The 12,668-nt window shown below is 73.7% G+C and carries 15 protein-coding genes; 7 read left to right on the top strand and 8 right to left on the bottom strand.

Annotated features, from left to right (window positions below; translation table 11 throughout):
- The first annotated feature begins 19 nt into the window (after positions 1 to 19).
- Entirely contained in the window at positions 20 to 148 is a 129-nt protein-coding gene (locus FXF52_RS42865) for a hypothetical protein (RefSeq protein ID WP_255471750.1), read from the top strand.
- Between the two features lie 52 nt (positions 149 to 200).
- Here FXF52_RS42865 and FXF52_RS05430 read toward each other — a convergent pair whose 3' ends face one another.
- Both FXF52_RS05430 and FXF52_RS05425 read right to left on the bottom strand, forming a co-directional pair.
- Positions 201 to 1,187, bottom strand: coding sequence for a pirin family protein (locus FXF52_RS05430; RefSeq protein ID WP_148794144.1), 987 nt, complete (start codon positions 1,185 to 1,187; stop codon positions 201 to 203).
- A gap of 10 nt (positions 1,188 to 1,197) precedes the next feature.
- The gene (locus tag FXF52_RS05425; RefSeq protein ID WP_148794143.1) at positions 1,198 to 1,680 is read right to left on the bottom strand and encodes a MarR family winged helix-turn-helix transcriptional regulator; all 483 of its coding nucleotides are present in this window, start codon (positions 1,678 to 1,680) and stop codon (positions 1,198 to 1,200) included.
- Between the two features lie 126 nt (positions 1,681 to 1,806).
- On the opposite strand from FXF52_RS05425, the gene FXF52_RS05420 reads away from it, so the two are divergent.
- Complete coding sequence (locus tag FXF52_RS05420) at positions 1,807 to 2,394, top strand: DUF1684 domain-containing protein (protein ID WP_148794142.1); 588 nt, start codon at positions 1,807 to 1,809, stop codon at positions 2,392 to 2,394.
- A gap of 6 nt (positions 2,395 to 2,400) precedes the next feature.
- Here the strand turns inward: FXF52_RS05420 and FXF52_RS05415 are convergent, their stop codons facing one another.
- Positions 2,401 to 2,631, bottom strand: coding sequence for a hypothetical protein (locus FXF52_RS05415; RefSeq protein ID WP_187413353.1), 231 nt, complete (start codon positions 2,629 to 2,631; stop codon positions 2,401 to 2,403).
- Positions 2,632 to 2,773: 142 nt separating this feature from the next.
- Here FXF52_RS05415 and FXF52_RS05410 point away from each other — a divergent pair, with 142 nt between their 5' ends.
- Complete coding sequence (locus FXF52_RS05410; RefSeq protein WP_148794140.1) at positions 2,774 to 2,962, top strand: hypothetical protein; 189 nt, start codon at positions 2,774 to 2,776, stop codon at positions 2,960 to 2,962.
- A gap of 41 nt (positions 2,963 to 3,003) precedes the next feature.
- On the opposite strand, the gene FXF52_RS05405 is transcribed toward FXF52_RS05410, so the two are convergent.
- Entirely contained in the window at positions 3,004 to 3,591 is a 588-nt protein-coding gene (locus tag FXF52_RS05405; RefSeq protein ID WP_148794139.1) for a general stress protein, read from the bottom strand.
- A gap of 109 nt (positions 3,592 to 3,700) precedes the next feature.
- Between FXF52_RS05405 and FXF52_RS05400 the strand changes: the two genes are divergently transcribed.
- The 3 genes from FXF52_RS05400 to FXF52_RS05390 all read left to right on the top strand — a co-directional run bounded on the left by FXF52_RS05400 (position 3,701) and on the right by FXF52_RS05390 (position 6,943).
- The gene (locus tag FXF52_RS05400; RefSeq protein ID WP_187413335.1) at positions 3,701 to 5,542 is read left to right on the top strand and encodes a glycoside hydrolase family 15 protein; all 1,842 of its coding nucleotides are present in this window, start codon (positions 3,701 to 3,703) and stop codon (positions 5,540 to 5,542) included.
- The gene (locus FXF52_RS05395) at positions 5,539 to 6,318 is read left to right on the top strand and encodes a glucose 1-dehydrogenase (protein ID WP_148794138.1); all 780 of its coding nucleotides are present in this window, start codon (positions 5,539 to 5,541) and stop codon (positions 6,316 to 6,318) included. The genes FXF52_RS05400 and FXF52_RS05395 overlap by 4 nt, the downstream gene beginning before the upstream one ends.
- Before the next feature lie 124 nt (positions 6,319 to 6,442).
- Complete coding sequence (locus FXF52_RS05390) at positions 6,443 to 6,943, top strand: metallophosphoesterase (RefSeq protein ID WP_148794340.1); 501 nt, start codon at positions 6,443 to 6,445, stop codon at positions 6,941 to 6,943.
- Position 6,944: 1 nt separating this feature from the next.
- Here FXF52_RS05390 and FXF52_RS05385 read toward each other — a convergent pair whose 3' ends face one another.
- On the bottom strand, positions 6,945 to 7,175 hold the full coding sequence (locus FXF52_RS05385) for a DUF3072 domain-containing protein (protein ID WP_148794137.1): 231 nt from the start codon (positions 7,173 to 7,175) through the stop codon (positions 6,945 to 6,947).
- 52 nt (positions 7,176 to 7,227) lie between these two features.
- Between FXF52_RS05385 and FXF52_RS05380 the strand changes: the two genes are divergently transcribed.
- A complete protein-coding gene (locus FXF52_RS05380; protein WP_187413334.1) occupies positions 7,228 to 8,223 on the top strand; it encodes an NAD(P)/FAD-dependent oxidoreductase in 996 nt (331 codons plus the stop codon).
- 147 nt (positions 8,224 to 8,370) lie between these two features.
- Here the strand turns inward: FXF52_RS05380 and FXF52_RS05375 are convergent, their stop codons facing one another.
- From FXF52_RS05375 to FXF52_RS05365, 3 genes are all read right to left on the bottom strand, one after another.
- On the bottom strand, positions 8,371 to 9,666 hold the full coding sequence (locus FXF52_RS05375; protein WP_148794136.1) for a sodium:proton antiporter: 1,296 nt from the start codon (positions 9,664 to 9,666) through the stop codon (positions 8,371 to 8,373).
- A gap of 118 nt (positions 9,667 to 9,784) precedes the next feature.
- Positions 9,785 to 10,462: an HAD family hydrolase gene (locus FXF52_RS05370; protein WP_148794135.1), complete on the bottom strand. Its 678-nt coding sequence runs from the start codon at positions 10,460 to 10,462 to the stop codon at positions 9,785 to 9,787.
- Between the two features lie 41 nt (positions 10,463 to 10,503).
- A complete protein-coding gene (locus FXF52_RS05365; RefSeq protein WP_148794134.1) occupies positions 10,504 to 12,636 on the bottom strand; it encodes a SpoIIE family protein phosphatase in 2,133 nt (710 codons plus the stop codon).
- Between the last annotated feature and the right edge of the window lie 32 nt (positions 12,637 to 12,668).

The following is a 12,668-nucleotide window of genomic DNA, read 5'->3' as shown; positions in this document are numbered from 1 at the left end:
CAACTGAGGAGGCCACACCATGTCCGCCGAGACGACCGACACCGTGACCGAGCACCGCGCGCAGGCGGTGGAGGGGGAGCGGGGTGCGCTGGTGGCCGTCTTGGTGATGGTGATCCTCGGCGTGGCCGGCATCTTCGCCGTCTCCTGAGCGCGCGAGGGCGCCCCGGGTCGCCCCGGGACGCCCGTGCCACGCGGACCGGTCAGGGTCGGGAGGCCTCGCCGTCGGTGTGCGGCATCCGCCCGGCCGGGATCACGCCGAGCCGGCCGGCCTGGTAGTCCTCGAACGCCTGGATCAGCTCGTCCCGGGTGTTCATCACGAACGGGCCGTAGTGCGCCACCGGCTCCCGGATCGGCTGCCCGCCCATGATGTAGAGCTCCAGGGCCGGGGTGTTGCCGTCCTGCTTCGCGTCCGCGGTGACCCGCAGCGCGTCGCCCGGGCCGTGCACGGCGAGCTGGCCGAGGTGGATCGGCCGGCGGTCGGTGCCCACCGTGCCCCGGCCGGCCAGCACGTAGACCAGCGCGTTGAAGTCCGGCCGCCAGGGCAGGCTCAGCTCCGCGCCGGGCTGCAGCGTCACGTGCGCGATGGTGATCGGGGTGTGGGTCGAGCCGGGGCCCTGGTGCCCGGCGATCTCGCCGGCGATCACCCGGATCAGCGCGCCACCGTCGGGCGTGGTCAGCAGCGCCGACTCCCGGCCGCGGATGTCCTGGTAGCGCGGCGGGTTCATCTTCGCCACCCGGGGCAGGTTGACCCAGAGCTGCAGGCCGTGGAACAGGCCGCCGCTCGTCACCAGGTGCTCCGGCGGCGCCTCGATGTGCAGCAGGCCGCTGCCGGCCGTCATCCACTGGGTGTCGCCGTCGGTGATGGTCCCGCCGCCGCCCTGCGAGTCCTGGTGGTCCATGATCCCGTCGATCATGTAGGTCACCGTCTCGAAGCCGCGGTGCGGGTGCCAGGGCGTCCCCTTCGGCTCACCCGGCGCGTAGTCGACCTCGCCCATCTGGTCGAGGTGGATGAACGGGTCCAGTTCGCTCAGCGGGACGCCGGCGAAGGCCCGGCGGACCGGGAAACCCTCGCCCTCGTAGCCGCTCGGCGCGGTGGTCAGCCGGCGGACCGGACGGAAGGTGGTGGACTCGTCCAGCTGCGGCAGGCGGGGCAGGACGAGGACGTCGTCGACGGTGATGGCGGGCATCGCGGGCTCCTTACTTGTCGGCCGGGGTGGACGACGCGTCCCGGTCGGCGCGCAGGCGCCGGCCGAGCCGCTCGAAGACCCGGGTGAGGCAGGCGACCTCGGCGTCGTCGAGGTCGTCCATCAGGTGGGTGCGCACGGAGCGCAGGTGGTGCGGCGCGGCCTCGCGCAGCGCCAGCAGGCCGGCCGCGGTCAGCACGGCCTCGCTGCCCCGTCGGTCCTCCGGGCAGGACTGCCGGGCGACCAGGCCGCGCTTCTGCATCGAGGAGATCTGGTAGGTCAGCCGACTCGGTGAGAACACCAGCCGACTGGCCAGCTCGCCCATCCGCAGCCGCTGCCCCGGCGCCTCGGAGAGCAGGACCAGCACGTGGTAGTCGGCGAAGGTCAGCTCGCTGTCGGCGCGCAGGTCGTCCTCGAGTTGGGTGAAGAGTCGCTGGCTCGCCTCGATGTAGGCGCGCCAGGCGGTCATCCGCTCGGGGCTCAGGCTCTCGGTCACGGCTACGAGAGTAGCACTACTTCAAATTTAAACAAGCCGCCCGGCAAGCATGTGAGCGGCGTGACAACCAACCGTTGAGCAGATGCCCTTGGAATTTGAACGAAGCGGTCCGGCTACGGTCGGGGGATGGATGATCTCGACCTGCTCGACTGGCGGGAGCGGGTGGCCCGGCTCCACCTCTCCGACCTCGACCTGGCCGACTTCCGGGCCGCCCGGGACGAGCTGTTCCGCACGCATCCGTGCAGTCCGCTGCCGGCCGCCGACCAGCCCGGTTTCCCCGGGCTGCGCTGGTTCCCGCCCGACCCGGCGGCCGTGGTCGAGGCGCCGCTGCGCCCCGCCTCTGGCACGGAGACCATCGACACCGGCGGGCCCGACGGGGTCGTCCACTACCGCCGGGTCGCGGTGGCCGAGACGCCGTGGGGCCCGCTCACCCTGTGGTGGATCGAGGCGTACGGGGGCGGGCTGTTCGTGCCGCTGCGCGACGCCACCAGCGGCGTCGAGACGTACGGCGGCGGGCGTTACCTGACCGACACGGTCAAGGGCACCTTCGGGCGCGGCCTGACCGTGCTGCCCGGCGGGCGGGTCCGCCTGGACGCCAACTACCTCTACAACCCCAGCTGCGCGTACGACGACTGCTGGGCCTGCCCGCTCGCCCCGCCGGAGAACCGCGTCAACGTGCCGATCCGGGCGGGGGAATTGGCGTACCACGACTGACGGGCGTCACCCCGTTCGTGGGGCGGCCCAGGCCAGGAAGCGGTCGAAGAGTTCCGCCGGGGACGGGGCGGCGTCCGGGTTGAGCTTCATCAGGTCCGCCGTGGCGTCGAAGAGTTGGCCCGCCAGGTAGACCGACAGGGCCACTCGATCCCGCCGGTACTCCATCAGGAGCAACAGCCGCGCCGGCTGGCACGGCCAGGGTGCGGCGCAGATCCGGCACAGCCACAGGGGCCGCATGGGCAGGTGCGGGCGCACGGCCCGACGCTGGCGGTCGGGCAGGGGAGCGGTCACTTGCCCATGGTGATGCAAAGCGTTGACTACGTCAACGGCCTGCGTAGTTGTCGCCGTCTAGGCACATCGCCGCTGTCATCGTCAACATGTGGAGCTTGTCGGCGTGTCGGAGATCCGGATGATGCTCGGCGGGGTCTCCCGGCAGCGCGCCTCGGTGATCGCCAACCAACGGAACTTTCCAGAGCCGATCGCCGTCCTGGCTATGGGCAAGGTGTGGCGGAAGTCGGACGTGGAGAAGTGGATCCGGGAGCACCGGCCGGACGTGGCGACGGACTGAGAGAGGGCCCCGAGCGGGGGCCCTCTCTCGTCGCGCCCGAGCTAGCGGGCGGTGGCGCCGGTCGGGGTCAGGTGCATCCGGCCGAGCAGCTGCCGCGCCTGGTCGGCCAGGCCGGCGTCCACGGTGACCGCGTACTGGCTGGCGCGCAGCGAACTGGCCGAGGTGAAGTCCCGCTGACCCCCGGCCATCGCGTGGGCCACCGCACCGAACACGGCCCCCCAGATCGCACCGATCACCAGCCCGACGACGATCACCGCGACCCAGTTCCCGGCGGTGAAGATGCCGAAGAGCAGGCCGATGAAAAGCCCGAACCAGGCGCCCGTGCCCGCGCCGATCAGCGCCGCCCGGCCCGTGGTCATCCGGCCCATCACCGTCTCCACCAGGGTGAGATTGGTGCCGATGATCGCCGAATGCTCCACCGGGAAGCGGTTGTCGGCCAGATAGTCCACGACGCGCTGGGCGGACGGATAGTCCGGGTACGTGCCGATCGTGACGGTCGGCGGACCTGGCTCCGGCCCGTGACCGTCCCCGCTCGGGGCGGCCGGTCGGCCGCCCGGTCCGGACGGGAGGTTGGAGCCGCCCGGCATCCCGGGTTGCCAGGCCGGAGACGGAGTCGAGGGTCTGGTCATGAGCGTCCTCCTTCGTCGACCCGCCGCGTTCCCACCGCCGTCGCCGGGTAACGCGTCGGGGCGACGGATGCGGCACGCATGCCCCCGGGTACGTCGGGTAGGCATCGGCGTGGAGGCGGGACGGATCAGCGAGCACGGGTTCCTCGCCGACGGGCGCAGCGCCGCGCTGGTCGACCGGGCCGGCGCAATCACCTGGTGGTGCCCGGCCCGCTTCGACGGCCCGTCGGTCTTCGGCCGGATCCTCGACGACGACGCCGGACACTGGAGCATGCGGCCCGTGGACGACTTCACCACCGAGCGGTCCTACCTGGAGGACACGCTCGTGCTGCGTACCGTCTTCACCACCCGGACCGGGGCGGTGGCCGTCACCGACGCCCTGGCGCTGGAGCCCGGCGCACGCGGCCACGAGATCGGCCTGCGCTCGCCCCGGGTGCTGGCCCGGGTCGTCGAGGGGCTCTCCGGCGAGGTGCCGATGCGGGTGGACTACCAGCCCCGCTTCGAGTACGGGCGGGTGCGCGCCTACCTCACCGGCGCCGAGGAGGTCGTCGACGCCGTGGCCGGCGGCACCCGGCTGAGCCTGCGCGCCAACGTCCCGATGAGCTGCGACGACGGCGCCGCCTCCGGGCGGTTCACCGCCCGCGCCGGCACCGCCCACCACTTCACCCTCGGGTACGCCCCGACCTACGACGGGGGCGAACCCGCGCTGCCGGACGCCGATCAGGTGGTGGCCGACGCGGTCGCCGGCTGGCGGTCCTGGGCCGGCCTGCACGACTACCAGGGTTGCTACCGCGACCAGGTGCGGCGCAGCGCGATGGTGGTCCAGGGGATGACCTACCAGCCCAGCGGCGCCGTCGTCGCCGCGGCCACCACCTCCCTCCCCGAGGAACTGGGCGGCGACCGCAACTACGACTACCGCTTCGTCTGGGTACGCGACTTCAGCCTCACCCTCCAGGCGCTCTGGCGGGCCGCCTGCCCGGACGAGGCGAACCGGCAGTTCGCCTGGGTGGCCCGGGCCATGGGCCGGATCGACGACGAACCGGTGCCGATCATGTACGGCGTGGAGGGCGAGCGGGACCTCACCGAACACCGCCTCGACCACCTCGGTGGGTACGGCGAGAGCCGGCCGGTCTTCATCGGCAACGACGCCTGGCGGCAGCGGCAGACGGACGTGCTCGGTGAGATCCTCGACGCCGCCTGGCTGATGCGGTACTACCTCGACCCGATGGCGCCCGAGGTCCGGCACCTGCTGCACGCCCTTGCCGACCAGGCCGTGTTGGACTGGCACCGGCCGGACGCCGGCATGTGGGAGGCACGCGACGTCGAGCGGCACTACGTCTCGTCCAAGGTGCAGTGCTGGACCGCCTTGGACCGGGCGGTCCGCTTCGGGCGGCGGATCGGCGACGAGCGTGCCGTCGCCCGCTGGGCGGCCGCCCGGGACGAGGTACGCCAGGCGGTGCTCACCCGGGGCTGGAACGACCGGCTCGGCGCGTACACCGGGGCGTTCGACTCGGACCAGCTGGACGCCTCGGTGCTGATCATGCCGCTGGTCGGTTTCCTGCCGGCCGGCGACCCGCGGATGCGGTCGACGATGGACGTGGTGGAGCGCCGGCTCTCCCGGGGCGGCCTGCTGCGGCGCTGGGACACCGACCCGGCGGGCTTCGTGATCTGCTCGTTCTGGCTGGTCGGCTGCCTCGCCGAGGCCGGCGAGCTGGACCGGGCGCGGCGGCTGTTCGAGCAGCTCGCCGCCCGGGCCAACGACCTGGGCCTGTACGCCGAGCAGGTCGACCAGGCCACCGGCGAGCAACTGGGCAACTTCCCGCAGGCCTTCTCGCACATCGGGCTGATCAACGCGGCCGGTCACATTACCGACGCCGCGGAACGACTCGGTGGCCGAACCGGGCGAGCGGCCGTGCCGACCGGCGCGGCGACCACGGAGGGAGCAAACGGATGACCGGACGACTGGCGGGGAAGACCGCCCTGATCACCGGCTCGGACTCGGGCATCGGCCAGGCCACCGCCATCGAGTTCGGCCGGGAGGGCGCCGACGTGGTGGTGCACTACCTGCACGACCACGCCGGGGCGAACCACACCAAGGCGGAGATCGAGAAGGCCGGCCGCCGGGCCGTGGTGGTGCAGGGCGACATCAGCGTGGAGCACCAGGTCGACGCGATGTTCGACGAGGCCCTCGCCGAGTTCGACCGGCTGGACATCCTGATGAACGACGCGGGGGTGGACGCCTCCGGCATCCCGGTGGCGGACCTGGACACCGAGACCTGGGACCGGTGCATCCGCACCAACCTCTACGGGATGTTCTTCTGCTGCCGCCGGTTCGTGCGGCACCGGCGGGACCAGGGCGGGCAAGGGAAGATCATCAACATCACCTCCATCCACCAGGAGGTGGCGCGGGCCGGCGGCTCCGACTACGACGCCAGCAAGGGCGGCATGCTGGAGCTGGCCAAGAGCCTGGCGCTCGAGGTGGCGCCGATGCACATGAACGTCAACAACATCGGCCCGGGAATGGTGCTGACCCCGTTCAACCAGCGGGCCATCGACGACCCGAATTACCTGGAGGAGCAGGTGCAGAGCATCCCCTGGAAGCGGGCCGCGCAGCCGGAGGAGATCGCCAAGGTGGCGGTCTTCCTGGCCAGCGACGACGCCGAGTACGTGACCGGGTCGACGTACTTCATCGACGGCGGCCTGATGCAGAACCAGGGCCAGGGCGCCTGACCCCACCCCGCCCCGCACCCCACCCCACCCGGGTGACATGAAGTTAGCGGCGAAGTGGCTCTCTTCGAGTGCCGCCAACCTCATGATCGACGCGGAGGAGGGCGGGGTGGGGGAGGATTGGGGGGTGGAGCTGGTGATCACCGCGGATACGCATGTGCCGAAGCGGGCGCGGGACCTGCCGCCAGCGCTCTGGGCGGCGATCGACGCGGCCGACGTGGTGCTGCACGCGGGGGACTGGGTGGACGTGTCGCTGCTGGACACGATGGCCGCCCGGGCCCGCCGGCTGGTCGGCGTGTACGGCAACAACGACGGGCCGCCGCTGCGGGCCCGGCTGCCGGAGGTGGCCCGGGTCGAGCTGGCCGGGCTGCGGGTGGCGGTGGTGCACGAGACCGGACCGAAGACCCGCCGGGAGGAGCGCTGCGCGGCCGCCTTCCCCGACTGCGACCTGCTGGTCTTCGGGCATTCCCACATCCCGTGGGACAGCGTCGCCCCGAACGGCCTGCGCCTGCTCAACCCCGGCTCACCCACCGACCGGCGGGCCCAGCCGTACGCCACGTACCTGACTGCGCGGGTGGTGGCGGAGCGACTCGACCGGGTGGAGCTGCACCGCCTGCCCCCACGCTGAGTCACTGACCGCGACCGGTCTCCGCCTGGAGCTCGTCGATCCGGCGGGACGCTTCCGCCTTGGTCAGCCCCTCCGGCACCTCCTCGCCCGCCTCCCGGGCCAGGGTGTGCAGGTACGACTCCTGGGCCGCGGTGGGCGGCTCCGCGCCGGTCACCCACTCGTCCGGGTCCTTGATCGCGGCCTGCGCATTGGTGGCGCGGTCGGTGCCGCTGCCGTCACTGCGGTCGGCCATGATGATCACCTTTCCTCGAACAGGTGTACCAATACCCCGTTCGGGGGGCTTCATGCCGGCCGCCGCTTACGATCATGGAGTGACGACGGACCGGGCGGGCGCAGTCGTGGTCGGTGCCGGCATCGCCGGGGTGGCCTGCGCCACCGAACTGGCTCGGGCCGGCATCCCGGTGGAGGTCCGCGAGCGGGCCCGGGTGACCGGCGGGCGGATGGCCAGCAAGCGGTTCGACGGCCGCCCCGCCGACCTCGGGGCCGCGTACCTCACCGTCGACGACCCGAACTTCGCCGAGGTGGTCGAGGGGTGGCGGGCCGCCGGCCTGGTCCGGGAGTGGACCGACACCCTGGTCGCGTATGGACCGGAGGGGCGGAGCGAGGTCGCCGGCCCGATGCGGTGGGCCGCCCCGCACGGGCTGCGCTCGTTGGTCGAGCACCTGGCCCGGGACCTCGCCGTGGTGCACGACCGGCTGGTGATGACCGTGGAGCCGGGGCCGCGGGTGGACGGCCGGGCGTGCGAGGCGGTCGCGCTGGCCATGCCGGGCCCGCAGGCGGCCCTGCTGCTCGACCCCGCGCTGGCGGCGGCGAGCCGCGCGGTGGCGGCGCAACGCTGGTCGTCGACCCTGGCCGCGGTGCTGCGCTTCCCGGCCCGCCGCTGGTCGGACTTCCGGGGTGCCTTCGTCAACGACCACCCGCTGCTGAGCCTGGTCTGCGACGACGGCGACCGGCGCGGCGACGGCGCGCCGGTGCTGGTCGCGCACACCACCCCCGGGTTCGCCTCGAGGCACCTGCGGCAGCCCACCGCCGCCGGCCCGGCGATCGAGCAGGCGGTCCGCGACCTGCTCGGCCTGCCGGAGCCGGCCGAGCTGGTGCACGTGCACCGCTGGACGTACGCCACGCCCGCCGGCGGCGGTGACGGGACCTACCACCTGGACGACGACGGGATCGGCGTCGCCGGGGACGCGTTCGGGCGGCCCCGGGTGCAGACCGCCTGGCGCTCCGGCCGCGACCTCGGCCGGGCCGTCGCCGCCCGGCTGCTCGCGCAGGGCGGCTGACCGGTTCCAGAACCGCACGACCCGGCGACGCGGCGATCTTCCCGGCAGCCCGTCGCCGGAGGCGTTCGAGAGCGTCGGCAGCTCGATCTCGCCCACTGAACTCACCGCGAACCACGACGACGTGGCGGGTGCTCAGCGCGGTTCCCGTCAGCCCCGGACGCCGCCCAGCGCGGGTTCGCCGGCCCGGTCCCGCGCCGAGGCGTCGTGGCTCCGTTCGCCTGCCCGGTCGAGCAGCTGCATCACCGGGGTGGCCGCGATGCCGTGCACCACCACCGAGACGACCACCACCAGGCCGACCGTGGCCCACAGCAGATCGGCCTGCGGAAAGTCGGTCCCGCTGGTCGCGTACGCCAGGTAGTAGAACGAGCCGACGCCGCGGATGCCGAACAGGGCGATCACCCAGTGCTCCGCCGGGCGGCCGGGGGCACCACGCAGCGACAGCCACCCGGACAGCGGCCGGATCACGAAGACCAGGGCCAGCCCGACCAGGGCCGCGGGCCAGGTCAGCGGGGCGAGCAGGCCGCCGACCACCGCCCCGCCGAAGAGCAGCAGCAACAGCACGGTGAGCAGGCGCTCGACCTGCTCGGCGAAGTCGTGCAGCACGGAGTGGAATTCGTGGGTCCGCTCGGCGGCCCGGATCGCCCGGGCGGCCACGAAGACGGCCAGGAAGCCGTACCCGCCGGCCACCTCCACCAGCCCGTACGCGAGGAAGGTCGCGGCCAGCGCGAGGAAGCCCTCGGCGTGCCGGGCCAGCCGCAGGTTGCGCGGCGCCCGGAAGAAGAGCTTGCCGAGCAGCCAGCCGATCAGCAGCCCGCCGCCCACCCCGACGGCGATCTGGTAGAGCACGTGCACGGTGAACCAACGGGCCAGCCAGTCCGCCGGGGCGAGGCCGGCGGTGGCGATGGCGATGGCCGCGTACACGAAGGGGAAGGCCAGGCCGTCGTTCAGCCCGGCCTCGGCGGTGAGCGCGAAGCGGACCTCGTCCTCGGAGTCCTCCACGTCGGTCGGCTCGCCCACCTGCACGTCGGCGGCGAGCACCGGGTCGGTCGGGGCGAGCGCGGCACCCAGCAGCAGCGCCGCCGCCGGCACCAGACCCGCCCACCACCAGCCGAGCAGCGCCACCGCCCCGACGCAGAGCGGCATGGCGATCGCCAGCAGTCGCCAGGTCGACGCCCAGCGGACCCGGCTCAGCGGCCGGTCGATCTTCAGTCCGGCACCCATCAGCGCGACGATCACGCCGATCTCGGTGAGGTGGGTGGTGACTTCCGGCCAGCGCCGCGGGTCCGGGGTCGGCAGCCCGGTGGGCAGCAGGAACACCAGCATGCCGAGCCCGAGGAAGGCGATCGGCATGGACAGCGGGCGGCGCTCCAGCATCCGCGGCAGCACCCCCGCCAGCAGGGCGCCGGCGCCCAGCAGTGCGATCGCGACATCCACCGGTTCCACGGCACCACCCTCCCGCCGCCCTGCGGCGGCCAGGTGGTCACCAGTGCCCCGTACTCCGGCCCGCTATGCCTCGGTGTCCGGCTTGTTCCGGGTGCGGTCCGGCACCGTGCCGCCGCTCTCAACCCAGGGCCGCGATGGCGCTCTCGCCGAGGGCGTCGAGCAGCGCCGCCGGGTCGTCGTACACCGCCACCGCCCCGGCCGCGGCCAGCTCCGCCCGGCTGGTGCCGCCGCAGGTCAGCCCGATGCAGGGGATGTCCAACCGGCCGGCCGCCGCGACGTCCCAGACCGAGTCGCCGACGAACACCACCCGCTCGGCGGCCAGCCCGGACTGGTCCAGCGCGGCGACCAGGATGTCCGGGGCCGGCTTGCTCTCCTGCGCGTCGGCGGAGGAGGTGACGGTGTCGATCACGTCGTCCGCGTCGAGCGCCGCCCGTAGCGCGGCCACCTCGTGCTCGGCCGCCGAGGTGGCCAGCACCACCCGCAGCCCGCGCGCCGCGCAGGCCCGCAGCAGGTCCACCGCCCGGGGCAGCGGCGTCAGCCGCTCCCAGTACTCGGCGTAGCTGGCGTCGTGCCCGTCCCGCAGCTTGCCGTCCGCGTCCCGGTCACGCTCCGGCCCGAGCAGGTGGTCGAGGAGCTTGTCCGAGCCCATGCCGATGGACCGGTGGATGGCGGCCATCGGCACCCGGTGGTCGGCCCGTCGCAGCGCCTCCCACCAGCTCACCGTGTGCAGGTACGTGGTGTCGACCAGGGTGCCGTCCACGTCGAAGAGGACGCCCCGGCGGTTGTCGCGTGGCATGGCTCCCCTCCTACCCGTCGGCGGCGTCGCCGACGCGGGACTCAGCCGGCCGGAATGAGGATCTCGAACCAGACGGTCGACCCGCGCACCGTCGGGTCGGTGCCCCAGGCGTCGCTCAGCTCCTCGATCAGCCCCAGCCCGCGCCCCCGGCTGCTCAGGGTGTCGGTCTGGGCCCGGGTCACCTGACCCCGGGTGCCGGAGTCGGCGACCGAGACCAGCAGGCGTTCCACGGTCAGGTCGATCTCCACGCGGGCGGCGGTGCCGGCGTGCAGCAGCGCGTTGGTGGTCAGCTCGCTGGTGCACAGCACGGCGGCGCCGATCACGGACTCGGGCACCTGCCACTCGGTGAGCTGGGCGCTCATCCAGTGCCGTACCCGGCTGGGCGCGGTCGGCTCGGCCGGCACCGCCATGCTGGCCGAACGGCTCGGCCGGACCGCGTGCTCCACGGCGAGCACCGCCACGTCGTCCTCCGTGGTGCCGGCCACGGCGGCGGTGGCCACCGCGCAGAGCGCCCGGGGGTCGCCGCTGCTCGCCGCCGTCACCGCCCCGGCCAGCCCGGCCAGCCCCGCACTGAGGTCCTGCCAGCGCCGCTCCACCACCCCGTCGCTGTACAGCAGCAGGGTGTCGCCGGGGCGGAACGGCACGGTCGTGGTCCCGGGGTGATGGCCGAGCCCCAGCGGTGGGCTGGGGGGCACCTCGACGTACTCGGCCGCCGGCCCGCCCTCGGGCCGGCAGCGCCGGATCAGCGGGGCGGGATGACCGGCGCTGGCGAGGGTGATCCGCTCCCGGTCGGCGTCGACGACGCCGAACACCACGGTGACGAAGAGCTCCTGGGTCCCGCGTTCGGCGCCCAGACTGGCGACCAGCCGGTCCAGGCCGGCAAGCACGGCGTCCGGGCGGGGATCGGTGAGCGCCAGCGCGCGCAGCGCCGCGCGTACCTGGCCCATCCGGGCGGCGGCCTGCACGTCGTGTCCGGCCACGTCGCCGAGGACCACCCCGAGCGCGCCGGTGGGCAGCAGGAACGCGTCGTAGAAGTCACCCCCGGCGGCGTTGCCGTCCACGCCCGGGTCGTACCGTGCGGCGATCCGCAGCCGGGGCAGGTCCGGCAACTGCTCGGGGAGCATGCTGCGTTGCAGCAGCTGGGCGGTGCCGTGCTGGGTCTCGAAACGGCGGGCCCGCTCGGCGGCCTGGCTGACCAGCTCAGCCGACGCGGCGAGCAGCGCGCGCTCCGCCGGGGACCAGGGGTGCGGGGACTGGTAGCCGACGGTCAGCGCGCCGCGGATCACCGTCGAGCGCAGCGGCAGCGAGGCGAGCGAGCGGACCTTCTGGTCGTGCCGGTCCGCCGCGCTGTCCCGCAGCGGCTGGCCGTCCGTGGTGAACATGGGCACGCCACTGCGGGCGGTGACCACGATCGGGACGGGCGAGTCGCCCGGCACGCGGCGCCACAGCGGGGGCAGCCGCTCGTCGGCCTCGTCCAGCAGTTCGCCGTGCACGCGCCGGACCATCCGCCAGGCCGACCCCTCGTCGATCAGGAACGACACCCGGTCGGCGTCGAACGAGTCGAGGCAGTATCGGAGGGTGACCCGGGCGACGTCGTCCAGGGTGAGGGTGCCGGAGAGCGCGGCGGCGAAGTCGCTGAGGCTCTGCAACTGCTGAGTGACGTGCGTGGTCTGGGCGGCCACGCTGAGCACCCCGATGATCCGCCCCCCGCTGTCCCGGACGGGGGAGTAGCCGCGGGTGAACACCGGCGGCTCGGCCGGCCCGGTCCGGTGCCGGTCCACCGGCAGCACCGCCTCCCGTTCCAGGAACGGCTCGCCCTGCCGGTAGGCCCGCCCGATCACCTCCCCGGCGTCCGGTTCGTGCCAGACATCGGCGAACACCTCCGCCGCCGGCCGCCCGAGCGCCGCCGGGTGCCGCGCGCCGATCAGCTCGGCGTACCCCTCGTTGTAGAGCAGGACCAGGTCGTCGCCGTAGAGCAGGGCCATCGGCACCGGCGAGGCGAGCACCAGGTCGACCACCGCGCGGACCGCCGGGTCCCACTCCTCCGGCGCGCCGAGCGGCGTACCAGCCCACGAGTGGGTCGGCCCGGCGGGGGAGGCAAAGACACCCGCGCCCGTGGGCGCCCCCGAGGTGGGGGCTGATGGCGTGGGGACCCGCCCGACCGTGCCTGGCATGACCGCAGCCTATCCGGAGCGTGCCGGGTCGG

The sequence above is a fragment of the Micromonospora sp. MP36 genome, from assembly GCF_008119785.1.
Classification (GTDB): Bacteria; Actinomycetota; Actinomycetes; order Mycobacteriales; family Micromonosporaceae; genus Micromonospora.
Note: the sequence above shows the minus strand (reverse complement) of the source record. Positions and strands in the feature narration are given on the sequence as shown.

Bases quoted from the DNA above. Each gene is read 5' to 3' on its own strand.
- FXF52_RS05430 (WP_148794144.1), bottom strand. From the start codon at position 1,187: ATGCCCGCCATCACCGTCGACGACGTCCTCGTCCTGCCCCGCCTGCCG.
- FXF52_RS05370 (WP_148794135.1), bottom strand. From the start codon at position 10,462: ATGCCACGCGACAACCGCCGGGGCGTCCTCTTCGACGTGGACGGCACC.
- FXF52_RS05405 (WP_148794139.1), bottom strand. From the start codon at position 3,591: ATGACCAGACCCTCGACTCCGTCTCCGGCCTGGCAACCCGGGATGCCG.
- FXF52_RS05380 (WP_187413334.1), top strand. From the start codon at position 7,228: ATGCCGGCCGCCGCTTACGATCATGGAGTGACGACGGACCGGGCGGGC.
- FXF52_RS05365 (WP_148794134.1), bottom strand. From the start codon at position 12,636: ATGCCAGGCACGGTCGGGCGGGTCCCCACGCCATCAGCCCCCACCTCG.
- FXF52_RS05395 (WP_148794138.1), top strand. From the start codon at position 5,539: ATGACCGGACGACTGGCGGGGAAGACCGCCCTGATCACCGGCTCGGAC.
- FXF52_RS42865 (WP_255471750.1), top strand. From the start codon at position 20: ATGTCCGCCGAGACGACCGACACCGTGACCGAGCACCGCGCGCAGGCG.
- FXF52_RS05415 (WP_187413353.1), bottom strand. From the start codon at position 2,631: ATGCGGCCCCTGTGGCTGTGCCGGATCTGCGCCGCACCCTGGCCGTGC.
- FXF52_RS05385 (WP_148794137.1), bottom strand. From the start codon at position 7,175: ATGGCCGACCGCAGTGACGGCAGCGGCACCGACCGCGCCACCAATGCG.
- FXF52_RS05420 (WP_148794142.1), top strand. From the start codon at position 1,807: ATGGATGATCTCGACCTGCTCGACTGGCGGGAGCGGGTGGCCCGGCTC.